This is a genomic window from Klebsiella sp. C349492, from assembly GCF_042055345.1.
In the GTDB taxonomy this organism is placed as follows: domain Bacteria; phylum Pseudomonadota; class Gammaproteobacteria; order Enterobacterales; family Enterobacteriaceae; genus Klebsiella; species Klebsiella scottii.
In genome coordinates this window covers 387,294-411,423 of sequence record NZ_JANQCE010000004.1, presented here as the reverse complement: position 1 = coordinate 411,423, position 24,130 = coordinate 387,294, and the positions used below count along the sequence as shown (strand labels likewise).

General features: G+C 57.8%; 15 protein-coding genes. 2 read left to right on the top strand and 13 right to left on the bottom strand.

The genetic code is table 11. From position 1 onward, the window contains the following. Position 1: 1 nt before the first annotated feature. Positions 2–2,392 carry a maltodextrin phosphorylase gene (gene malP / locus NWP14_RS17215; protein ID WP_375215724.1) on the bottom strand — a complete coding sequence of 797 codons (2,391 nt, stop codon included), beginning with the start codon at positions 2,390–2,392 and terminating at the stop codon, positions 2–4. 622 nt (positions 2,393–3,014) lie between these two features. On the opposite strand from malP, the gene malT reads away from it, so the two are divergent. Next, the gene (malT, locus tag NWP14_RS17210; RefSeq protein ID WP_095105311.1) at positions 3,015–5,720 is read left to right on the top strand and encodes an HTH-type transcriptional regulator MalT; all 2,706 of its coding nucleotides are present in this window, start codon (positions 3,015–3,017) and stop codon (positions 5,718–5,720) included. A gap of 6 nt (positions 5,721–5,726) precedes the next feature. Here malT and NWP14_RS17205 read toward each other — a convergent pair whose 3' ends face one another. The 3 genes from NWP14_RS17205 to glpE all read right to left on the bottom strand — a co-directional run bounded on the left by NWP14_RS17205 (position 5,727) and on the right by glpE (position 7,837). Beyond that, the gene (locus NWP14_RS17205) at positions 5,727–6,485 is read right to left on the bottom strand and encodes a DeoR/GlpR family transcriptional regulator (RefSeq protein ID WP_041143027.1); all 759 of its coding nucleotides are present in this window, start codon (positions 6,483–6,485) and stop codon (positions 5,727–5,729) included. A 52-nt stretch (positions 6,486–6,537) separates the two neighbouring features. Continuing rightward, positions 6,538–7,368, bottom strand: coding sequence for a rhomboid family intramembrane serine protease GlpG (gene glpG, locus NWP14_RS17200; RefSeq protein ID WP_095105312.1), 831 nt, complete (start codon positions 7,366–7,368; stop codon positions 6,538–6,540). 139 nt (positions 7,369–7,507) lie between these two features. Continuing rightward, positions 7,508–7,837, bottom strand: a complete 330-nt coding sequence (glpE, locus tag NWP14_RS17195; protein WP_041143029.1) for a thiosulfate sulfurtransferase GlpE — start codon at positions 7,835–7,837, stop codon at positions 7,508–7,510. Between the two features lie 214 nt (positions 7,838–8,051). On the opposite strand from glpE, the gene glpD reads away from it, so the two are divergent. Beyond that, positions 8,052–9,560, top strand: coding sequence for a glycerol-3-phosphate dehydrogenase (glpD, locus tag NWP14_RS17190; RefSeq protein WP_375215723.1), 1,509 nt, complete (start codon positions 8,052–8,054; stop codon positions 9,558–9,560). A gap of 116 nt (positions 9,561–9,676) precedes the next feature. Here the strand turns inward: glpD and glgP are convergent, their stop codons facing one another. The 9 genes from glgP to gntR form a co-directional block, all read right to left on the bottom strand. After that, positions 9,677–12,124 (bottom strand): glycogen phosphorylase, encoded by a 2,448-nt coding sequence (gene glgP / locus NWP14_RS17185; protein WP_095105315.1) that lies wholly within the window; start codon positions 12,122–12,124, stop codon positions 9,677–9,679. 17 nt (positions 12,125–12,141) lie between these two features. Beyond that, positions 12,142–13,575, bottom strand: a complete 1,434-nt coding sequence (gene glgA / locus NWP14_RS17180; RefSeq protein WP_095105317.1) for a glycogen synthase GlgA — start codon at positions 13,573–13,575, stop codon at positions 12,142–12,144. Continuing rightward, complete coding sequence (gene glgC, locus NWP14_RS17175; RefSeq protein ID WP_375215722.1) at positions 13,575–14,870, bottom strand: glucose-1-phosphate adenylyltransferase; 1,296 nt, start codon at positions 14,868–14,870, stop codon at positions 13,575–13,577. Before glgC ends, glgA begins: the two co-directional genes overlap by 1 nt. An 80-nt stretch (positions 14,871–14,950) precedes the next feature. Then, the gene (gene glgX, locus NWP14_RS17170; RefSeq protein ID WP_375215721.1) at positions 14,951–16,927 is read right to left on the bottom strand and encodes a glycogen debranching protein GlgX; all 1,977 of its coding nucleotides are present in this window, start codon (positions 16,925–16,927) and stop codon (positions 14,951–14,953) included. Further along, the gene (gene glgB, locus NWP14_RS17165) at positions 16,924–19,110 is read right to left on the bottom strand and encodes a 1,4-alpha-glucan branching enzyme (protein ID WP_375215720.1); all 2,187 of its coding nucleotides are present in this window, start codon (positions 19,108–19,110) and stop codon (positions 16,924–16,926) included. The genes glgX and glgB overlap by 4 nt, the downstream gene beginning before the upstream one ends. A 243-nt stretch (positions 19,111–19,353) precedes the next feature. Next, positions 19,354–20,460, bottom strand: a complete 1,107-nt coding sequence (gene asd / locus NWP14_RS17160; RefSeq protein WP_095102970.1) for an aspartate-semialdehyde dehydrogenase — start codon at positions 20,458–20,460, stop codon at positions 19,354–19,356. 458 nt (positions 20,461–20,918) lie between these two features. After that, positions 20,919–22,259 carry a gluconate transporter gene (gene gntU / locus NWP14_RS17155; RefSeq protein WP_095102968.1) on the bottom strand — a complete coding sequence of 447 codons (1,341 nt, stop codon included), beginning with the start codon at positions 22,257–22,259 and terminating at the stop codon, positions 20,919–20,921. Next, positions 22,259–22,789, bottom strand: coding sequence for a gluconokinase (gene gntK, locus NWP14_RS17150; RefSeq protein WP_375215719.1), 531 nt, complete (start codon positions 22,787–22,789; stop codon positions 22,259–22,261). The genes gntU and gntK overlap by 1 nt, the downstream gene beginning before the upstream one ends. A 188-nt stretch (positions 22,790–22,977) precedes the next feature. Next, complete coding sequence (gntR, locus tag NWP14_RS17145) at positions 22,978–23,973, bottom strand: gluconate operon transcriptional repressor GntR (RefSeq protein ID WP_331835147.1); 996 nt, start codon at positions 23,971–23,973, stop codon at positions 22,978–22,980. Between the last annotated feature and the right edge of the window lie 157 nt (positions 23,974–24,130).

The following is a 24,130-nucleotide window of genomic DNA, read 5'->3' as shown; positions in this document are numbered from 1 at the left end:
CTTAGCGTTTTGCCTGCCAGATACGTTGCTGATAATCGCGAATTGAGCGATCGGAACTGAACATTCCGCAGCGGGCGGTATTCAGAATCGTTGCCCGGGTCCAGGCATCCTGGTCACGGTACAGCTCATCCACCTGCTTCTGCGCGGCAACATAGGCCGCGAAGTCCGCCAGCACCAGGTACGGGTCGCCGCCTTTGAGCAGGCTATGCAGCATCTGGTCAAACGCGTGCTTATCACCGTCGCTGTACTTACCGCTTTCCAGCTCTTTCAGCACCGCGTCCAGCAGCTTATCTTTCTTACGCCATTTCAGCGGATCGTAGCCTTTGGCCTTCAGCGCCTTAACTTCTTCCACGGTATTACCGAAGATAAAGATGTTCTCCTCGCCCACCTGCTCGGCGATTTCAACGTTCGCGCCGTCCAGCGTGCCGACGGTCAGCGCGCCGTTCAGCGCCAGCTTCATGTTGCCGGTACCGGAGGCTTCTTTACCCGCCGTCGAGATCTGTTCAGAGATGTCCGCCGCCGGGATCAGCATTTCCGCGGCCGACACGCAGTAGTCCGGCAGGAAGACCACCTTCAGCTTATCGCCCACCAGCGGATCGCTATTGACGGCCTGCGCCACCTTGTTGATAGCGAAAATGATATTCTTCGCCAGGTAGTAGCCCGGTGCCGCCTTCGCGCCGAACAGGAACACGCGCGGTACGCGGTCGGCCTGCGGGTTTTCGCGAATCTCTTTATACTGCGCCAGGATATTCAGCAGGTTGAGGTGCTGACGTTTGTACTCATGCAGGCGCTTAATCTGGATATCAAAAATCGCCTGCGGGTTAATGTCGATCCCGGTACGCGCCTTCACAAACTCAGCCAGGCGAACCTTGTTGGCCTGCTTAATCTCGCGATAGCTCTGGCGGAACGCCGCATCATCGGCGTACTTTTCCAGGTTAATCAGCTGGTCGAGATCGTTCGCCCACTCTTTTTTCAGCGATTTATCGAGCAGCGCGGCCAGGGCCGGGTTGCACTGTTTAATCCAGCGGCGCGGCGTGATGCCGTTGGTCACGTTGTGGAACTTGTTCGGCCACAGCTGGTGATATTCCGGGAACAGATCCTTCACCACCAGTTCGGAGTGCAGCGCGGCCACGCCGTTTACCGCAAAACCGCTGACCACGCACATGTTCGCCATGCGAACCTGCTTGTCATGCACCACCGCCAGCTTAGCCCATACCTGCTCGTCGCCGGGCCAGGTTTTCTCCACCAGCGTCTTAAAGCGGGCGTTAATCTCTTTGATAATCTGCATATGGCGCGGCAGCAGCGCTTTGACCAGCTTCTCGTCCCAGCACTCCAGCGCTTCAGGCATCAGCGTGTGGTTGGTATAGGCGAAGGTTTTACTGGTGATTGCCCACGCGTCGTCCCAGCTCAGCTGGTGCTCATCGATCAGCACCCGCAGCAGTTCAGGGATCGCAATCGTCGGGTGGGTATCGTTCAGCTGAATCACTTCATAATCCGCCAGCTCGCCCAGCTTACGGCCCGCCAGATGATGACGACGTAGAATATCGGCAACCGAGCAAGCGCACTGGAAGTACTGCTGCATCAGGCGCAGCTTTTTCCCGGCCTGGTGGTTATCGTTCGGATAGAGCACTTTGGTCAGTTTTTCCGCGTCAATGCCCTGCTGCTCGGCGCGCAGGAAATCGCCGTCGTTAAATTTGGTCAGGTTGAACGGATGCGCGTGCTTAGCCTGCCACAGGCGCAGCGGCTGCGCGACGTTGTTGCGATAGCCCAGCACCGGCAGATCCCAGGCTTCACCGGTAATCACGAACGCCGGCTGCCAAAGCCCGTTTTTCGAGACCTTGCCGCCTAACCCTACCTGCACGTCGAGCTGCTCGTTGTGGCGGAACCACGGATAGCTGCTGCGTCCCCAGTCATCCGGCGCTTCCGCCTGCTGGCCGTCGTCGAAAGACTGACGGAACAGACCGTACTGATAGTTCAGGCCATAGCCGGTTGCCGACTGGCCGACGGTGGCCATCGAATCCAGGAAGCACGCCGCCAGACGACCCAGACCGCCGTTACCGAGGCCCGGATCGATCTCCTCTTCCAGCAGGTCCGTCAGGTGAATGTCGTGCGCCTTCAGCTCGTCGCTCACCCCTTGATACCAGCCAAGATTAAGCAGGTTGTTGCCGGTCAGACGACCAATCAAGAACTCCATCGAAATGTAGTTAACGTGGCGTTGACCTTCCGCAGGCCTCGCTGCCGGTTGAGCAGCCAGCAGCTCGGCTAACGCGCCGCTCACGGCACGCCACCACTGACGCTGGGTCATCTCAGAAGCGGACTGTAGGCCAAAATGCTGCCACTGACGCGTCAGTGCAGCCTGAAACCGATCTTTGTTAAAAGAAGTCTGTGACATAAGAAATCCGGGTCCTTTACTAAAACGTTAGCGTTAGTGTGCCGACCTGCCGGGATAACGTCCTCATCCCGGCAGGGATTAGCCAGGGAGGAGTAGCAGGGATGAGCGAAAAGTGTGATCGCTGCCACTATAACGGTAGCCTCCCGCTAAAAAGATGCTGCAAAATTCACCGCCAGGAAACAATATACCGTTCAATTACCGTGCTAACAGATTTGTTACAGCCCAATACCGCACGGATGAATAAAAAAGCCCCTGCTAATTATCAGCAAATAACAATTAGGCCTGCAGCAAAATAAACATGTTTGATGATGTAAATACGTCAAAGAGATTACTTATCAGAATTAACTGACATTAACTTAATAAAAACAAACAACTACAAAAAATGGGAATAAAAGTGATTTCCCGGCAGGTGAAAGTGAGGAAAACCCAGACGTCATGCCCACTGGTACCGGTTTTAGGATGTTGACGATCTAATTGAGAATTTGTGACATGGTGCAAATTCAAGAGCATAAAATTCGGACATAACTTGCAATAACTTTCATTATCGCCGACCTTATTAGGTATTAATTACGAAGCGCAAAAAAAATCGCACCTCCTCTCTTGCACAGCGAAATGTTGAACTATGTTGATTCCGTCTAAATTAAGTCGCCCAGTCCGCCTTGAACACACCGTGGTTCGCGAACGATTGCTGGCGAAACTTTCCGGCGCGAACAATTATCGTCTCGCGCTGGTCACCAGCCCCGCCGGGTATGGCAAGACCACGCTCATTTCTCAGTGGGCGGCAGGAAAAAATGAGCTCGGGTGGTTCTCGCTGGATGAAGGCGATAACCAGCAGGAGCGTTTTGCCAGCTATCTGATCGCCTCTATTCAACAGGCGACCGGGGGCCACTGCGTGGCCAGCGAAACGATGGTGCAAAAGCGCCAGTATGCCAGCCTGCCCTCGCTGTTCGCGCAGCTGTTCATCGAGCTTGCCGAGTGGCAGCGTCCGCTATTCCTCGTCATTGACGATTACCATCTGATCAATAATCCGGTGATCCACGACGCCATGCGCTTCTTCCTGCGCCACCAGCCGGAAAACCTGACTCTGGTGGTCCTGTCGCGTAACCTGCCGCAGCTGGGTATTGCCAACCTGCGCGTGCGCGATCAGCTGCTGGAAATTGGCAGCCAGCAGCTGGCGTTTACCCATCAGGAAGCAAAACAGTTTTTCGACTGCCGCCTCGCCTCGCCTATTGAGGCTGAAGATAGCAGCAGGCTCTGCGACGACGTCGCCGGTTGGGCAACGGCCCTCCAGCTTATCGCCCTCTCCGCGCGCCAGAATAACTCCTCCGCCCAGCACTCCGCCCGCCGCCTCGCCGGCATTAACGCCAGCCACCTTTCCGACTACCTCGTCGATGAGGTGCTGGACAACGTTGACGCGCGCACCCGCAGCGTGCTGCTAAAAAGCTCGCTGCTGCGTTCGATGAACGATGCGCTTATCGTTCGCGTTACCGGTGAAGAAAACGGCCAGATGCAGCTGGAGGAGATTGAACGCCAGGGGCTGTTCATGCAGCGCATGGACGATTCCGGCGAGTGGTTCCGCTACCATCCGCTGTTCGGCAACTTCCTGCGCCAGCGCTGTCAGTGGGAGCTGGCGACCGAGCTGCCCGAGATTCACCGCTGTGCGGCGGAAGGCTGGATGGCGCAGGGCTTCCCTAGCGAAGCGATCCACCATGCGCTGGCGGCCGGCGATGCCAAAATGCTGCGCGATATTTTACTTAATCACGCCTGGGGCATGTTCAACCACAGCGAGCTGGGGCTGCTCGAACAGTCGCTGGCGGCGCTGCCGTGGTCAAACCTGCTGGAAAACCCGCGGCTGATCCTGCTGCAGGCCTGGCTGATGCAAAGCCAGCACCGCTACAGCGAAGTTAACACCCTGCTGGCCCGCGCTGAGCAGGAGATGGACGCGGAGATGGATATCGCCATGCATGGCGACTTTAACGCCCTGCGCGCGCAGGTCGCCATTAATGCCGGCGATCAGGACGAAGCCGAACGTCTGGCGATGGTGGCATTAGAAGAGCTGCCGCTGGCAAGCTACTACAGCCGCATCGTCGCCACCTCGGTGCACGGCGAAGTTCTGCACTGCAAGGGCCAGCTCAGCAAATCGCTGGCGGTGATGCAGCAGACGGAGCAGATGGCTCGCCGCCACGATATCTGGCACTACGCCCTGTGGAGCATGATCCAGCAAAGTGAAATCCTGTTTGCCCAGGGTTTCCTGCAGGCGGCGTGGGAAATTCAGGAGAAAGCCTTCCAGCTCATCCGCGACCAGCACCTCGAACAGCTGCCGATGCACGAATTCCTGCTGCGCATTCGCGCCCAGCTGCTGTGGGCCTGGGCGCGGCTGGACGAAGCCGAGGCCTCTGCGCGCGGCGGGATGGACGTTCTTTCAACCTATCAACCACAGCAGCAGCTTCAGTGCCTGGCGTTAATGGTGCAGTGCTCGCTGGCGCGCGGGGATTTAGATAATGCCCGCAGCCACCTGAACCGGCTGGAAAACCTGCTCGGCAACGGCCACTATCACAGCGACTGGGTGTCAAATGCCGACAAGGTGCGGGTGATCTACTGGCAGATGATCGGCGATAAAGCCTCGGCGGCCAACTGGCTGCGCCAGACGCCGAAGCCGGAGTTCGCCAATAACCACTTCCTGCAAAGCCAGTGGCGCAACATCGCCAGAGCGCAAATCCTGCTCGGTGATTTCGATTCCGCCGAAATGGTGCTGGAAGAGCTCAATGAAAACGCGCGTTCGCTGCGCCTGATGAGCGATATTAACCGCAACCTGCTGCTGCTCAACCAGCTCTACTGGCAGGCGGGACGTAAGAGCGAGGCGCAAAAAGTCCTGCTGGAAGCGCTCACGCTCGCCAACCGCACCGGATTTATCAATCACTTTGTTATCGAAGGCGAGGCTATGGCCCAGCAGCTGCGCCAGCTTATTCAGCTCAATACGCTGCCGGAGCTGGAGCAGCATCGCGCTCAGCGCATTCTGCGCGATATCAACCAGCACCATCGCCACAAGTTCGCCCACTTCGATGAAGGCTTTGTCGAACGACTGCTCAACCACCCGGAAGTCCCGGAGCTTATCCGGACCAGCCCGCTCACCCAGCGCGAATGGCAGGTGCTCGGCCTGATCTATTCCGGCTATAGCAACGAGCAGATCGCCGGCGAGCTTGACGTCGCGGCAACGACCATTAAAACGCACATTCGCAATCTGTATCAGAAGCTCGGAGTCGCGCACCGCCAGGATGCCGTTCAGCACGCCCAGCGGTTGCTTAAAATGATGGGATACGGCGTCTGACGCCGTTTAGCACAGCTCCAGCTGCAGGTTATTGTCCTTAATAACCTTCAGTACGCCCGCTGGCGGCATCACGTCAGTATAAACCGCATCAACCATGCTGATGCTGCCCATATTCACCATCGCGTTACGGCCGAATTTCGAATGATCCACTACCAGCATCACGTGGCGCGAGTTTTCAATAATCGCGCGCTTGGTGCGGACTTCATGATAATCAAACTCCAGCAGCGAGCCGTCGCTATCGACGCCGCTGATGCCGAGAATGCCAAAATCAAGGCGGAACTGGGAGATAAAATCCAGCGTCGCTTCGCCGATAATCCCGCCGTCCCGGCTGCGCAGCTCGCCGCCCGCCAGAATAATGCGGAAGTCGTCCTTCACCATTAGCGTATTCGCAACGTTGAGGTTGTTGGTGACGATGCGCAGATCGTTGTGCTCCAGCAGCGCGTGCGCCACCGCTTCTGGCGTCGTGCCGATATCAATAAACAGCGTCGCCCCGTCGGGGATCTGGCTGGCAACCTTGCGGGCAATACGCTCTTTTTCCTGGGTCTGGGTCGCCTTCCTGTCGTGCCAGGAGGTGTTAACCGAGCTGGACGGCAGCGCGGCGCCGCCGTGATGGCGCAGGATCATTTTTTGTTCGGCGAGATCGTTCAGGTCACGACGAATGGTCTGCGGGCTGACGGAAAATTGCTCAACCAGCTCCTCCGTACTGACATATCCCTGTTTTTTTACCAGCTCGATAATAGCGTCATGACGTTGTGTTTGTTTCATGCAATATCCCTGGGAAAATTTGACTCGCTTATCATGGATGACGGGGGAGTCTCTATGTTCGTTTTCGCACATGCTGAGTATCAACAAACGCCATCGCCAGTCCGGTCGCCAGGCCGGCTACGTGCGCGCCGTTCGCAATCGACATGCCAAAAACATCAAACCATCCAGCAATTAACCATACTAAGGAGAAGAGTATCAAGCCGCGCTGTAAATAAACGCCGCTCTGCGGATCCCGCTCTCCCCGCAGCCAGACGTAGCCCATCAGCGCATACACCACGCCGGATAAGCCGCCAAACCAGGGGCCGCTAAACTGATGTTGAACAAATCCGCTCAGCAGCGCGCTGATGACGGCGATCACCACCAGCTTGCCGCTGCCAATCCGTTTTTCAACCGCGCCGCCGAGGTACCACCACCATAGCAGGTTAAACAGAATGTGCATCAGCGAGAAGTGCATCAACGCATGGCTAAAGTAGCGCCAGACCTCAAACTTCAGTGAGGGATCGTACGGCCAGGCCAGCAGCAGCATAACCGGCTGGTCGCCAAGGACATTTTGCAGCACAAAGACCAGCACGCAGAGCACGAGAACCGCCCACGTAAAGGGCCCGGCGTTGTGGCGCAGGGTCGCGAAGAAGGGAAAGCGCTGGTAGTGCAGCCCGCTGTTGGTTTGTCCCGATTGCCAGCTTGCCGCCAGATAGCGCGGGTCGGCGGGGTTTTCGAGAAAGCGAGTCAGTTCGGCCTGAACCCGCGCAGCCTGGCTTTCGTCCGCCAGCCAGACGTCGCTCTGGCTGTGCTGCTGAATCGTCAGGATAACGCCCTGGGTCGCCATATAGTCGACAAACGCCTGGGCCACGCGCGGGTTAGCAAAAGAGGTAATCATTAACATGCAGCGGGTCGCTTATTCCACACAAAGGGGGACAGTATATACGCAAAATCATTCAAGGTGCGTGGCGACGGCAGCCGCGGGCGAGCATCGGTGCCCGGCACGGCGGCCGTTTGAAACATCAAGCGTATACGGTAACGGCTCAGAGCGTTCCGTGAGCCACTTCGGCCGGGAAGTGACGATGCCAGGCATCGAAGCCGCCGTCCACGCTGTAGACTTTGTCATAGCCCTGCTGCAGCAGATACTGCGCGGCGCCCTTACTGCTATTTCCGTGGTAGCACATCACCATCACCGCCGTCTCAAAGTCGTTATCACGCATAAACGCGCCCAGCGTATCGTTGGTCAGATGAAACGCACCCGGAGTGTGGCCCATCGCATAGCTTTGCGGGTCACGGATGTCCACCAGTACCGCCATCGCCTGCTGCAGCTTCTGATGCGCCTCTTCTACGTTGATACATTCAAAGTGATCCATGTGCTCTTGTCTCTTTATTGCGGGGTGATATAGCAGGCTGGTTACCGGCCATGATTCTACTATCTAGTGTACCGTCAGACGGGAAATAAACGCCAATATGTTACATGCATCACTCTGAAATGTTTTTTTGATGTTACCAATGGCGCGTTTGTTTGCTATATTGAGCGATATCGAACATTTATGAGCTTAAACGAAAGTGCCAGAGGTAGCGAACGTGGAAACCAAAGATCTGATTGTGATAGGGGGAGGCATCAACGGTGCCGGTATCGCGGCAGACGCCGCCGGGCGTGGTTTATCCGTACTGATGCTGGAAGCGCGCGATCTCGCCTGCGCCACCTCCAGCGCCAGCTCAAAGCTGATTCACGGCGGGCTGCGCTACCTTGAACACTACGAATTCCGCCTGGTCAGCGAAGCGCTGGCCGAGCGTGAAGTGCTGCTAAAAATGGCGCCGCATCTCGCCTTCCCGATGCGCTTCCGCCTGCCGCACCGCCCGCATCTGCGCCCGGCGTGGATGATCCGCATTGGTCTGTTTATGTACGATCATCTGGGAAAACGCACCAGTTTACCCAGCTCAACCGGCTTGCGATTTGGCGCAGAATCGGTACTAAAACCTGAAATCGTGCGCGGTTTCGAATATTCCGACTGCTGGGTAGACGATGCGCGGCTGGTGCTGGCGAACGCGCAGATGGTGGTGCGCAAGGGCGGTGAAGTTCGTACCCGCACCCGGGCCATCTCCGCCAGACGCGAAAACGGGCTGTGGATTGTCGAGGCGGAAGATATCGATAGCGGCGAGAAGTTTACCTGGCAGGCGCGGGGCCTGGTGAACGCCACCGGCCCGTGGGTCAAACACTTCTTTGACGAAGGCATGCACCTGCGCTCCCCTTACGGTATCCGCCTGATTAAAGGCAGCCACATCGTGGTACCGCGCGTGCATACCCAGAAGCAGGCCTACATTCTGCAAAACGAAGACAAGCGGATCGTGTTCGTGATCCCGTGGATGGACGAGTTCTCGATAATCGGTACCACCGACGTGGAATACAACGGCGATCCGCAGAAAGTGGCGATTGATGACAAAGAGATTAGCTACCTGCTGAACGCCTACAACGCGCACTTTAAAAAGACGCTGTCCCGCGACGATATCGTCTGGACCTACTCCGGCGTCCGCCCGCTGTGCGACGATGAATCGGATTCACCGCAGGCGATCACCCGCGACTACACGCTCGATATCCATGACGAAAACGGCCAGGCGCCGCTGCTGTCGGTCTTTGGCGGCAAGCTCACGACCTACCGCAAGCTGGCAGAGCACGCGCTGGAAAAACTGACGCCGTACTACAAAGGCATCGGCCCGGCATGGACCAAAACCGCCGTTCTGCCCGGGGGCGATATCGACGGCGATCGCGACGACTACGCCGCCAAACTGCGCCGCCGCTTCGCGTTTATCAGCGAATCAATGGCGCGCCACTACGCCCGGACGTACGGCAGCAACAGCGAGTGGATGCTCGGCGAGGCGGCATCGCTTGCCGACCTGGGGGAAGATTTTGGCCACGAGTTTTATGAAGCCGAGCTGAAATACCTCGTGGAACATGAGTGGGTTCGCAGCCTGGATGACGCAATCTGGCGTCGTACCAAACAGGGCATGTGGCTCAGCGCAGAACAGCAGGCGCGCATTAGCGAATGGCTGGCGCAGCACGTGGGAAAGTCTGAGCTCTCTCTGGCCTCGTAGGCGTCCCCGACGGGGTTCTCGCCGGCCAGTAACTGCATCGAAAAGCGCGGTCTGAGGGGATAAGAAGGATAAAAAAACGGGGCCATCAGGCCCCGTTTTTTATGGCGTAACGGCGGTTACAGGCGCACCGGATCGATATGCCAGATATGGTCGGCGTATTCCTGAATCGTGCGGTCGGAAGAGAAGTAGCCCATATTGGCGATGTTGAGCATCGCTTTGGTGGCCCACTCCTCCGGGTGACGATACAGCTCATCCACCTTATCCTGGCAATCGACGTAGCTACGATAATCCGCCAGCACCTGATAGTGGTCGCCAAAGTTAATCAGCGAATCCAGCAGGTCGCGATAGCGGCCCGGCTCCGATGGGCTGAACAGACCGGTACCGATTTGCGTCAGCGTCTGGTGCAGCTCCGGGTCCTGCTCGTAGTAGTCGCGCGGTTTGTAGCCGCTGCGACGCAGCGCCTCAACCTCCTCCGCGGTGTTGCCGAAGATGAAGATATTCTCCTCGCCCACGTGCTCCAGCATTTCGACGTTAGCCCCGTCGAGGGTACCAATCGTCAGCGCGCCGTTGAGCGCAAACTTCATGTTACTGGTCCCGGAAGCTTCCGTTCCCGCCAGCGAGATCTGCTCGGAGAGATCCGCCGCCGGAATAATCAGCTGGGCAAGGCTGACGCTGTAGTTAGGGATAAACACGATCTTCAGCTTATCGCCGATCTGCGGATCGTTGTTGACGACCGCCGCCACATCGTTAATGAGATGAATAATATGCTTGGCCATGTAGTAAGCCGAAGCGGCTTTCCCGGCGAAGATATTGACCCGCGGCACCCACTCGGCGTCGGGATCGGCCTTGATGCGGTTATAGCGCGCAATCACGTGCAGCACGTTCATCAGCTGACGCTTGTACTCGTGGATACGCTTGATTTGCACATCGAACAGCGCCTTCGGGTTCACCACCACGTTAAGCTGCTGGCCGATATAGTTCGCCAGCCGCTGCTTGTTCTCCAGCTTCGCCTGGCGCACCGCCTGGTTCACCGTCGGATAATCAATATGCTGCTCCAGCTCCTTCAGCTGGCTCAGATCGGTACGCCAGGTGCGGCCGATATTTTCATCCAGCACCTTCGACAGCGGCGGATTCGCCACCGCCAGCCAGCGGCGCGGGGTCACGCCGTTGGTCACGTTGGTGAAGCGCATCGGGAAAATCCGCGCAAACTCGGCGAACAGCGACTCCACCATCAGCCTGGAGTGCAGCTCGGAAACGCCGTTGACCTTATGGCTAATAACCACCGCCAGCCAGGCCATCCGCACGCGGCGGCCGTTGGACTCGTCGATAATCGACGTCCGGCTCAGCAGCGCGGTATCGTTGGGATACTGCTCCTGCAGCGTCTTGAGGAAGTAGTCGTTAATCTCAAAGATAATCTGCAGATGGCGCGGCAGAATTTTACCCAGCATATCAACGGGCCAGGTCTCCAGCGCTTCGCTCATCAAGGTATGGTTGGTGTAGGAGAAGACCTGACAGGTCACTTCAAACGCCTCATCCCAGCTAAACTTATGCTCGTCAATCAGCAGACGCATCAGTTCCGGAATCGACAGCACCGGGTGGGTGTCATTGAGGTGGATGGCGATTTTGTCGGCCAGGTTGGCGTAGGTTTTATGCAGCTGATAGTGGCGGCTAAGGATATCCTGCACCGTCGCGGAGACGAGGAAATACTCCTGGCGCAGGCGCAGCTCGCGCCCGGAATAGGTGGAGTCATCCGGATAGAGCACGCGCGATACGTTTTCGGAGTGGTTTTTATCTTCTACCGCCGCGAAATAGTCGCCCTGGTTGAATTTACCCAGATTGATCTCGCTGCTGGCCTGAGCGCTCCACAGCCGCAGCGTATTGGTGGCATCGGTATCGTAGCCCGGGATAATCTGATCGTAGGCTTCCGCGAGGATCTCTTCGGTTTCCACCCAGCGGGAGTTTTTCCCCTCCTGCTGAATTCGCCCGCCGAAGCGCACTTTGTAGCGCGTATTATGGCGTTCAAATTCCCACGGGTTGCCGTATTCCAGCCAGTAGTCCGGCGACTCCTTCTGCCGACCGTCGACGATATTCTGCTTAAACATCCCGTAGTCATAGCGGATGCCGTAGCCGCGGCCGGGCAGGCCTAGCGCCGCCAGAGAGTCGAGGAAGCAGGCGGCCAGGCGCCCGAGCCCGCCGTTGCCCAGCCCCGGGTCATTCTCCTCATCAATCAGCTCTTCAAGGTTCAGCCCCATCTCTTCCAGCGCTTTGTTCACATCCTCATAGATGCCCAGCGACAGCAGCGCGTTAGAGAGGGTGCGGCCAATCAAAAACTCCATCGACAGGTAGTAAACCTGACGAACTTCCTGCGAAAGCTGGGCGCGGTTAGAGCGCAGCCAGCGCTCGACCATCCGGTCGCGCACGGCGAACAGCGTGGCGTTAAGCCATTCATGTTTATTCGCGATCGCCGGGTCCTTGCCGATGATGAACATCAGCTTGTAGGCGATAGAGTGCTTTAATGCCTCAACGCTCAGCGTCGGTGATGCGTAGCTAAAGGGTACATTCATCGCAATGACTCCTGGGGTTACATCAAGCGTTGATAAAGTTCGCGATAAGAGCTCGCTGCGACCTGCCAGCTAAAATCCATATTCATCGCCTGACGCTGCACGTAACGCCAGAGCGAAGGGCGCGACCACAGAACGAATGCGCGCCGAATTGCTCGCAGTAGCGACAAGGCATTGCTGTCTTCAAAGACAAATCCGCTGGCCAGGCCATCGGCCAGATTTTCTAACGAGCTGTCGGTGACGGTATCCGCCAGGCCGCCGGTACGCCGTACCAGCGGCAGCGTGCCGTACTTGAGGCCATACAGCTGCGTCAGGCCGCACGGTTCAAAGCGGCTGGGTACCAGGATGACGTCGGCGCCGCCCATAATGCGGTGCGAGAAGGCCTCATGGTAGCCAATCTGGACGCCCACTTTGCCAGGATGTTCGGCCGCCGCGGCCAGGAAGCCCTCCTGCAGCACCGGATCGCCTGCGCCGAGCAGCGCCAGCTGTCCGCCCTGCTCCAGCAGGCCCGGCAGCGCTTCAAGCACTAAGTCCAGCCCCTTCTGGCTGGTCAGGCGGCTGACAACGGCAAACAGCGGCGCCTTGTCGTCCACCTTCAGCCCCATCGCAATTTGCAGCTGACGCTTGTTTTCCGCCTTGTCTTCAAGACAATCGCGGTCGTAGCGCGCGGCCAGCAGCAGATCGTTTTGCGGATTCCAGATGTTTGAATCTACGCCGTTCAGAATGCCCGATAAGCGCCCCTCGTGCTGCCGCTGACGCAGCAGCCCCTCCATGCCGTAAGCAAACTGCGGTTCGGTTATCTCCCGGGCGTAGGTTGGGCTGACCGCCGTAATATGGTCGGCATAATAGAGGCCCGCTTTCAGGAACGAGAGCTGGCCGTTGAACTCAAGGCCGTGCATGTTATAGAACGACCACGGCAGCTCGATCTCGTTCATATGCCAGGAGTTGAACATCCCCTGATAGGCCAGATTGTGCACCGTGAAAACCGATTTCGCCGGGTGGCCGCGCGCCGCCAGATAGGCTGGCGTCAGGCCCGCATGCCAGTCATGGGCATGCACAACGTCAGGGCGCCAGAAAGGGTCCAGCCCGCAGGCCATTTCGCTGCCCACCCAGCCAAGCAGCGCAAAGCGCAGCACGTTATCGGTGTAGGCATGCTGGTTGGTATCGTGGTAAGGACTCCCCGGGCGATCGTAGAGATGCGGAGCATCAATCAGATAAATACCCACGCCGTTAAAATGGCCAAACAGCAGCGTAATGCGGCCGGCAAAGGTATCTCTGCGCGTCACCACCTGCGCATCGGTTATCCCGCGACGAATATCAGGAAACGCGGGTAGCAGCACGCGCGTGTCGGTACCCTCTGCAATTTGTGCCGCAGGCAGCGCGCCAATAACATCCGCCAGACCGCCGGTTTTTAACAGCGGGAACATCTCTGAACATACGTGTAAGACCTGCATTATCGCTCCTGTGAGTGCCCCAACTTCCGCAGCATTTCCCGGGTGACCAGCACAATACCTTCCTCTGAGCGGTAGAACCGACGCGCATCTTCTTCCGCGTGTTCACCAATCACCATGCCTTCCGGAATCACGCAGGCGCGGTCGATCACGCAGCGGCGCAGGCGGCACGAGCGTCCGACCCAAACTTCTGGCAATAAGACTGCCGAATCAATGTTACAGAATGAGTTCACCCGCACGCGCGGGAACAGCACCGACTGCACCACCACCGAGCCGGAGATAATACAGCCGCCGGAAACCAGCGAGTTCAGCGTCATGCCGTGGCTACCGGAGCGATCCTGAACGAATTTAGCCGGCGGCAGCGACTCCATATGGGTGCGAATCGGCCAGTTCTGATCGTACATATCCAGCTCCGGCGTCACCGATGCCAGGTCGAGGTTTGCTTTCCAGTAGGCCTCGAGCGTCCCCACATCGCGCCAGTAGGGTTCGGCCTGGGGGTCCGACTGTACGCAGGAGAGTGGGAAAGGATGTGCATAAGCCATGCCAGCTTCGGTTATCTTCGGAATGATGTCTTTGCCGAAGTCGTGGCTGGAGTTTTCATCGTTATCATCTTCCGCCAGCAGCTCATAAAGATAATCGGCATCAAAGACATAGATACCCATGCTGGCCAGCGATTTGCTTACATCGCTCGGCATGGCGGGCGGCACGGCGGGCTTTTCGACAAATTCAATGATCTTGTCGCTCTCATCAACCGCCATCACGCCGAAAGCGGATGCCTCTTCGATGGGCACCGGCATACAGGCCACGGTGCAGCGTGCCCCTTTTTCGACGTGATCGATAAGCATGCGCGAGTAGTCTTGCTTATAGATATGATCGCCGGCGAGGATCACCACGTACTCCGCCTTGTAGCGACGAATAATATCGAGGTTCTGGGTTACCGCATCCGCGGTGCCGCGATACCAGTTTTCCCCATGCACGCGCTGCTGCGCCGGAAGCAAATCGACGAACTCGTTCATCTCTTCGCTAAAGAACGACCAGCCGCGCTGAATATGCTGTACCAGCGTGTGCGATTGATACTGGGTGATAACGCCAATGCGGCGAATACCTGAGTTAATGCAGTTAGATAATGCGAAATCGATAATGCGAAACTTACCGCCAAAATGGACGGCCGGTTTTGCGCGCTTAATCGTTAAATCTTTCAGTCGGGTACCGCGACCACCCGCAAGAATCAACGCGACGGTTTTGATGGGCAACTGACGCGCCAGCATCAACGGATCGTTCTTTTCTAGCCTAACCATGATTAACTCCTTTTTACATCCCAGCCTTCCTGCCCTTCCCGCCGCGTTGCCGCCGCGAAACTTACCGGAAGCCTCAGGGCTTACGACCTTTGAAATACGCACACTCCGTGCGCGGGCCCATGCCAGACATCCATGATGACCGGATTGTTCTCTCCGGCGAACGGAAGAACGGCGTGCCATTCCCCCGCAGGTAATTCCATATTTGTGACTTCTGGGGTGGCGTTCAGCGTAATCAGCCAGCGTTCGGATAGCTGGATTTGCATACGCATCGCGCCATGCTGCCACTCATCAGCGCTCAGCGGCTGAGCGTGTTGGTTTAGCCAGCGAACGCTGCCGTCTCCCTCCTGCCACCAGCGGTTGCCGGTTAACGCGGGGATACGGCGGCGTAGATGAATAAGCGCGGCGGTGAACGCGGTGAGCCCGCGGTTCGCCTTGCCCCAGTCAAGCCAGGTCAGCGCGTTGTCCTGACAGTACGCATTATTGTTGCCATGCTGGCTATGGCCGTGTTCATCACCCGCCAGCAGCATCGGCGTACCCTGCGACAGCAGGAGCGTCACCAGCAGGGCGTGAACGCTATCTCGCCGCCTTTCAATCACGTCGAGCGTAGCCTCTAAGCCCTCTATACCATGATTGCTGCTGTAGTTATTGTTAGTCCCATCGCGATTCTCCTCACCGTTCGCCTCATTATGTTTCTGATTGAAACAAACGCAGTCGCGCAGGGTGAATCCATCATGGGCGGTAATCAGATTTACCGCCGCCGCCGGCTGCCGCCCGCTACGCTGAAAGAGATCGCTGGAAGCGGCAAAGCGCCGGGCGAAGTCTCCCAATGACGCGTTTTGCTGCAGCCAGAAACGGCGAGCGACATCGCGGAAATGGTCATTCCACTCGGCAAAAAGCGGCGGGAAATTGCCCACCTGATAGCCCCCGACGCCGATATCCCAGGGCTCGGCAATCAGCTTCACTTCCGCCAGCAGCGGATCGCGGCGGATCGCCTCAAACAGCGGCGCATCCTGACGAAACTCCGGCGTCCGTCCCATGACCGAAGCCAGATCGAAGCGGAAGCCATCAACGTGGCACTCATCCACCCAGAAACGCAGGCACTGGCGGGCATACTCCACCACCCCAGGATGGCTGAGGTTGATGGTGTTCCCGCAGCCGGTCCAGTTGTGGTAATCGCCATCTTCTCTTATCCAATAATAGCTACGGTTATCGATTCCGCGCAGGGAGAAGGTCGGTCCTTCAAGATCGATTTCAGCGCTGTGGTTCAGCACCACATCGAGGATCACCTCGATACCTGCGGCGTGAAGCGCCTTCACCGCATCGCGAAATTCGTCAAGCGCGCGCTCGGGCTCGCTGGCGTAGCGCGGGTCGAGGGCGAAAATCGCCAGCGGGTTGTAGCCCCAGTAGTTACTCAACCCCATTCGCTGCAGGCGCGGTTCGCTGGCAAACTGCGCCACCGGCATAAGCTCCAGCGCCGTAATACCCAGCGTGTTGAAATAGTCGATCATCACCGGATGACCCAGCGCCCGGTAGGTGCCGCGAATCGCCTCGGGCAGCCCGGGATGCAGCCAGGTCAGCCCTTTGACGTGAGCTTCATAAATGACCGTCTGACCCCACGGCGTGCGCGGCGGTACGTCGCCCAGCCAGTCGTAATGCAGGTCGACGACCCGCGACTTCGGCGCTATTGCCGCGCTGTCGCGGTTATCTGGCTGCCGGTCGCCGCCGTGAAGACGCTCATTGTCAGGCAGCGCGCCCTCCACCCGATGGCAGCAGGGATCGAGCAAGAGCTTCGCCGGGTTAAAGCGGTGCCCCTGCTCGGGCTGCCACGGGCCGTGAACGCGATAGCCGTAACGCAAACCTGGCCCGACGCCGGCCAGCCAGCCGTGCCAGATATCGCCGCTGCGCGCGGGAAGATCAAAACGTCGCTCATTCCCCTGCTCATCGAATATGCAAAGCTCTACCCGCTCGGCATGGGCGGAAAAGAGGGTAAAGTTCACCCCTTTCCCGTCGTAGCTTGCGCCCAGCGGAGCGGGCTTTCCTGGCGAAAGCGTCGTCATTCCGCCTCCCGTACCAGCCAGATGGTTGCCAGCGGCGGCAGGGTAAGCGAGAGCGAGTTCTCGCGGCCGTGGCTGGCGATCGCGTCGCTTTCCACCACTCCCCCGTTGCCGGTATTGCTGCCGTGGTAGTGCATCGAGTCGGTATTCAGCTCTTCGCGCCAGCGCCCCGGCTGGTTAATCCCGAAGCGATACCCGTGACGAGGCACCGGCGTGAAGTTGCTGACGACGATAATCTCATTCCCGGCCTTATCGCGACGGACGAAGACAAACACCGAGCGCTCATGATCGTCCACGACCAGCCATTCAAAACCGTAGCGGTCAAAATCAAGCTCGTGCAGCGCCTTGTGGCGGCGATAGGTATGGTTCAGATCGCGAACCAGACGCTGGACGCCGTGGTGCCAGTTGTCGCCGCCTTCCAGCAGATGCCAGTCGAGGCTGGCGTCGTGGTTCCACTCCCGCCCCTGGGCAAACTCGTTGCCCATAAACAGCAGCTTTTTACCGGGGAAGGCAAACAGCCAGCCGTAGTAGGCGCGCAGGTTGGCAAACTTCTGCCACGCATCGCCGGGCATGCGGTCCAGAATCGACTTTTTGCCGTGCACGACTTCATCGTGGGACAGCGGCAGGACGAAGTTCTCGGTGTAGTTGTAGAGCATGCCGAACGTCATCTTGTCATGGTGATGACGGCGGTGAACCGGATCGAGCTTCATGTAGTCGAGGGTGTCGTGCATCCAGCCGAGGTTCCATTTGAACCAGAAGCCGAGCCCCCCCGTCGAGGAGGGACGCGACACCCCGGCAAAGTCGGTGGACTCTTCGGCCATCGTTACCGCGCCAGGGGTCTGTTCGCCGAGAACGCGGTTGGTATTACGCAGAAACTCAATCGCTTCCAGGTTTTCCCGCCCGCCGTACTCATTCGGCACCCACTCGCCCTCTTTCCGGCTGTAGTCGCGATAGATCATCGACGCCACCGCGTCGACGCGCAGGGCGTCAATGCCGAAGCGCTCAATCCAGTACAGGGCGTTGCCCACCAGGAAGTTGCTGACCTCCCGGCGGCCGTAGTTGTAGATCAGCGTATTCCAGTCCTGGTGATAGCCTTCGCGCGGGTCGCTGTGCTCATACAGCGAGGTCCCGTCAAATGCGGCGAGGGCAAAATCATCGGAGGGAAAGTGGCCCGGCACCCAGTCGAGGATCACGTTGAGGCCCGCGGCGTGCGCCGCATGAATGAAGTAGCGGAAGTCTTCGCGGGTGCCAAAGCGTCGGGTGGGCGCGTACAGTCCGGTTGGCTGGTAGCCCCAGCTGCCGTCAAACGGATGTTCGTTAACCGGCAGCAGCTCCAGATGGGTAAAGCCCATCCATCTGGCATAAGGCACCAGCTGGTCCGCCAGCTCGCGATAGCTCAGCCAGAAGTTGTTATCGGTATGGCGACGCCAGGAGCCAAGATGGACCTCATAAATCGAAACCGGCGCATCAAACTGGTTCGCCTGCTTGCGCGCCTGCGGCTGGGTAATTTTGTCCGGTAAACCGCAGATCAGCGAGGCGGTATCCGGGCGCATCTGCGCTTCAAAGGCGTAGGGGTCGGACTTCACCCGCAGGTGGCCGTGCGCGTCGATCATCTCAAATTTATACAGCTGACCGTTCTGCGCCCCGGGCACAAACAGCTCCCAAATCCCCGACTCTTTACGCAGGCGCATCGGGTGGCGGCGGCCGTCCCAGTAGTTGAACTGGCCGACGACGGAAACCCGGTGGGCGTTCGGCGCCCACACCGAGAAGCGCGTGCCGGTGATGCCGTCCATCGTAGCGGCGTGGGCGCCGAGGGTTTCATAGGGCCGCAGATGGGTGCCTTCAGCGAGCAGCCATACGTCCAGGTCCTGCAGCAGCGGGCCAAAGCGGTAAGGGTCATCAATCAGATTGAGCTGACCGTGCCAGGTAACGGCCAGCTGATAGCGGAAAGCATTTTTTCGACGCGGCAGAACGCCGCTAAAGAAACCGCGAGAGTCGAGGCACTCAAGCTTGCCGACTTTGCGTCCGGTTTTCGGTTCGATCACCCACACGTCGGTGGCATCGGGTAATAATGCGCGTACTTCCAGCCCGGCATCGGTGGCGTGCATGCCAAGCACGGAAAAAGGGTCCGCAAAATGACCGGCAATAAGCGCATTAATCACGTCTCTATCAATATGATTAGACATGGTTTCATCCTGTTGTAAGTGCCGCCCTTTCCTGTATCTGGCGACTTTTTTTGACCTGAACGGCGCAGCACGCTGTGCATCCCTCTGCTCCGTCCCACCTTCAGGCAAGGAAACGTCGTTCCTTACTAAAGCATAGCCAAGGCTTTCTTACCCCCGTTGAGAAAAATCAAACATCCGCGTTTACTCCTTGTATTACGCAAAAAAAGGGGGTGTCAGACACCCCCTTTATTGTTCATCCTGTGTTTACGCTAGCTGTCGCAGCATGCGTCGTAGCGGCTCGGCGGCGCCCCACAACAGCTGGTCGCCGACGGTAAAGGCCGAGAGATACTCCGGCCCCATATTCAGCTTGCGCAGGCGACCAACCGGAGTCGTTAGGGTGCCGGTCACGGCAGCCGGAGTCAGCTCGCGCATGGTGATGTCACGATCGTTAGGTACCACTTTCGCCCACGGGTTATGCGCCGCCAGCAGCTCCTCAACGGTCGGGATGGAAACGTCTTTTTTCAGCTTGATGGTGAACGCCTGGCTGTGGCAGCGCAGCGCGCCAACGCGCACGCAAAGGCCGTCAACCGGAATAGCCGCGGAGGTGGCGAGGATCTTGTTCGTCTCCGCCTGGCCCTTCCACTCTTCACGGCTCTGGCCGTTATCGAGCTGTTTGTCGATCCACGGGATCAGGCTACCGGCCAGCGGTACGCCAAAGTTGTCCACCGCCAGATCGCCGCTGCGGGTTAACGAGGTGACTTTGCGCTCAATATCCAGAATCGCGGAGGCCGGATTTGCCAGCTCCGTCGCGACGTGACCGTGCAGCTGGCCCATCTGGGTCAGCAGTTCACGCATATGGCGCGCGCCGCCGCCGGAGGCCGCCTGGTAGGTCGCCACGCTGACCCACTCGACTAAATCCTGAGCAAACAGGCCGCCGAGGGACATCAGCATCAGGCTGACGGTACAGTTGCCGCCGACGAAAGTCTTCACGCCATTATTCAGGCCGGCGGTAATCACGTCCTGGTTAACCGGGTCAAGAATAATGATCGCGTCATCCTTCATGCGCAGCGAAGAGGCCGCATCAATCCAGTAACCCTGCCAGCCGCTTTCACGCAGCTTCGGATATACGTCATTGGTATAATCGCCGCCCTGGCATGTCACGATAATATCCAGCGCCTTCAGTGCTTCCAGGTCAAATGCATCCTGAAGCGTACCGCCGGTGCTGCCACCGAATGATGGAGCAGGTTGCCCCAGCTGGGAGGTGGAGAAAAAAACAGGGCGAATGGCGTCGAAATCGCGCTCTTCAACCATGCGTTGCATGAGTACAGAGCCGACCATTCCGCGCCAGCCGATAAAACCAACATTTTTCATAACGTATTTCCTGGGAGATGTGTGCTGTTTGTGCCAAGCCAGTTTCCTACTGGATCATCCCTCACATTACAAAATGCTGCTAAAGTCGCAAGTGAAATTAATCAATGATTGACCGACAATCAGTAAAGCAACTTATCTCATGCGGCATCTGTAGCCATTGGCATTCAGAAAAACCTTAAAGATTATCGGGGAAAGCGCGGCGGAAAGGGAATAATTTCCGCCGCGCTTTTATTGATCTGGATTATGAATTAACGCGGAAAACGGGCCGTTAACCGCAGCGCGGCGAAATCCGACGAACTCTTGCGGAGCCTGGGATGGTGAGGTGTCAGGCTTTTGTCGTAGCTCTCATTATGCCTCGAAATGGGCTATTGACGGGGCAGGAAGCGAGGATAAAAACGGCGTCTGCTGTCAGGCGAAAAGAGCCCGGCAGCGCTGCGCCGGGCTCTCTTATTTAACGTTTAGCTGAGCAGCGAAAACGCAATCATACCGACGATGGCGCCGGTGGTGCCGAGAATGGTTTCCATCATGGTCCAGGTCTTCAGCGTCTGGGCTTCCGTTGCGCCGGTAAACTTACCGAACAGCCAGAAGCCCGCGTCGTTGACGTGGCTCACGACGATTGAACCGCCGGCGATACAAATCGACAGGGCCGCCATTTGCGCACCGCTGTAGTTCAGCTGCTCGATAACCGGCATCACCAGACCAACCGCCGTTAAGCAGGCGACGGTTGCAGAGCCCTGGATAATACGCACCGCAGCCGCCAGCACGAAGCAGGTAATCGCAATCGGCAGGCCCATCCCGGTCAGCGCTTCGCCGAGCGCCGGGCCGACGCCGGAATCAACCAGCACCTGTTTAAAGACGCCGCCCGCACCGATGACCAGCAGAATAATCCCCGCAGGCTGCAGTGCGTGACCGCAGATCTCCATGACGCGGTCTTTCGCCATCCCCTGGCGGTACGCCAGGCCATAAATCGCCACCAGACACGCCACCAGAATCGCGGTGAACGGATGGCCGATAAATTCGAACCATTCATAAGCGCTGGAGCCAACCGGGACAAAGCGCGCGGCGATCGTTTTCAGCCCCACCAGCACCAGCGGCAGAAGGATCAGCGACAGGCTAAAAGCAAACGACGGCATCTTGCCTTCGCCCAGGCTCGGCTCGCTGATATCGTCCGGAATATGCAGTTCGACATAGCGGCTGATAAAGTTGCCCCACAGCGGCCCGGCGATAATCATCCCCGGGATCGCGGCGCACAGGCCAATCAGGATCATCCAGCCAAAATCGGCGTGCATTTGCGATGCCAGCAGCATGGGCGCGGGCCCCGGCAGCAGAAATGCCGCAGCGGCGGCTACGCCGGCAAACAGCGGAATGACCAGCTTAACCAGGTTGGTGCCGGTATGGCGCGCCATCGAGAAGGCGACGCTAATCAGCAGTACGATAGCCACTTCGAAAAACAGCGGCAGCGCGCAGATAAGGCCGGCCAGGCCAATGGCGTAATGCGCCCGGCTGTGGCCGAAAGATTTCAGCATCTTAACGGCTATCTGGTCGACGGCGCCGGTTTCATGAAGGATCTTACCGAACATCGCCCCCAGCGCCACGACGATCGCCAGAAAGCCGAGCGTCCCACCCATCCCTTTTTCCATCGTCGCCGCAATTTTATCCAGCGGCATCCCGGAAAAGAGACCTGCACCAATAGAAACCACCATCAAAGCCACGAAGGCATGCATACGCGCCTTCATGACTAAAAACAGCAGCAGCAAAACGGAGCCGACTGCTGTTAAAACAAGCGTTAATGTACTCACTAGTTACTGCCTTTGTTGATCACCTCAATGGTGCTCGCGACCACGCCTTCCAGCGATTGATCAATATCGACGATTAACACATCGCCTTCGTCTGCGCCGGGCTCTTGCAGGGTTTCAAACTGCGTCACCAGCATCTGGGTTTTGAAGAAGTGACCTTTGCGCGCCTTCAGGCGGCTTTCGATCAGGTCGAAATCACCTTTCAGGTAGACAAAGGAGAGGTTCGGGTTGCCTTTGCGCAGAATGTCGCGATAGCTTTTTTTCAGCGCCGAGCAAACGATAAGCGACACTTTGTTCGTCCGCTGCATGGCGAAGGCGGCATCGTTCAGCGCCTGAAGCCACGGCGTTCGGTCATCGTCATTCAGCGGCTCGCCGGAGGCCATCTTGTTGATATTGCTACGCGGATGCAGAAAGTCACCATCGAGAAACGCGGCATGCAGCTGATACGCCACTTCGCTGGCGACAGCGGATTTTCCACTACCGGAAACGCCCATCAGGACATAGACGTGGTGATCATGGTTAGTCGTGCTCAAAGCTTCCTCCCACTGGACACATACGCGTCGTCCTTCAGGCCGTTTGGATTCGGAGGTGAACGGGCGCGCGCACAGGTTGATTGTTACGGGTAACTGTTATCGGTAACATTGTCATACCGGACTTATGGAGAAGCAATCACCATTCGTGCCAGAAGTGAATATGTGTGATCTACTTCAAACTTGTCAGTTTAAATAGATCCACCCGGTGACAATGTGAAACCTAAATCTAACATCTTAGGGGTAACGATCTCACCACGAATACGTGCCAGCAGGCGTTCGGCGCCAATGCGCCCCATCCGCTCACGCGGCGTGAGCACGCTGGCAAGGCGCGGCTCCATAACCTGGCCAATATCGTGGCCGTGGAAGCCGGCAATCGCCATATCATGCGGAATTCTTAATCCCAGACGCTGGCACTCAAAGGCCGCGCCGACCGCAAGGTCATCGTTGGTGCAGAAGATCCCGTCAAGCTGCGGATATTCGCGACGCGCCTGGCGCATCAGCTCAATCCCCGACGAGTAGGAAGAAGATTGTTCGACCATCACGCTGTACGGCGTCATGCCCGCGTCGTGCATCGCCTGCTCATAGCCCTTCTGCTTGATAATAGTACGTTCATCAAGACGCGCGCCAAGATAGGCCACGTGGCGATGGCCGCGGGCAATAATGGCGGCGGTCATCTGGCGCGCGGCGTCGAAGTTATCAAAACCGACGGCGATATCGAGGCACGGCGAGCGGCTGTCCATCAGCTCGACGACCGGGATGCCGGCGACTTCGATCATTTTCAGCGTCCGCGGCGTGTGGGTACGTTCGGTGAGGATCAGGCCATCGATGTTCCATGAGAGCATCGATTCGAGGCGTTTCTCTTCCATTTCAGGCTTATAGCCGTAGTGCGCCAGCATGGTCTGATAGCCAAAAGCATCGGTGACGCTTTCAATACCGCGCAGCACTTCAGAAAAGACCTGATTGGTTAACGAGGGCAGGAGCACGCCGATGGCGCGGCTGGTCGCGTTGGAGAGAATATCAGGGGCACGATTGGGGATATAACCCAGTTCATCGAGAGCAACGGCAATCTTGCCACGCAGAGCCTCGGAAACCTGTTCCGGGTTACGTAAAAAGCGACTGACCGTCATTTTGGTCACGCCGACAAGATCGGCTACATCCTGAAGTACGGGTCTTTTCTTTTTCATCGTCCTGACTGTGATAAATGGGAGAGATTTTCTCAGTTTATCACGGACAAAGCGCAACCTTCCCGGAGAAAAGCGCGCTAACGACTTTATTTAGCGTTAATGGCCGAAATCGCGCGAGCGGCACCGAAGCCGCTGCGCCAAAAATCCCCGGTCGCGT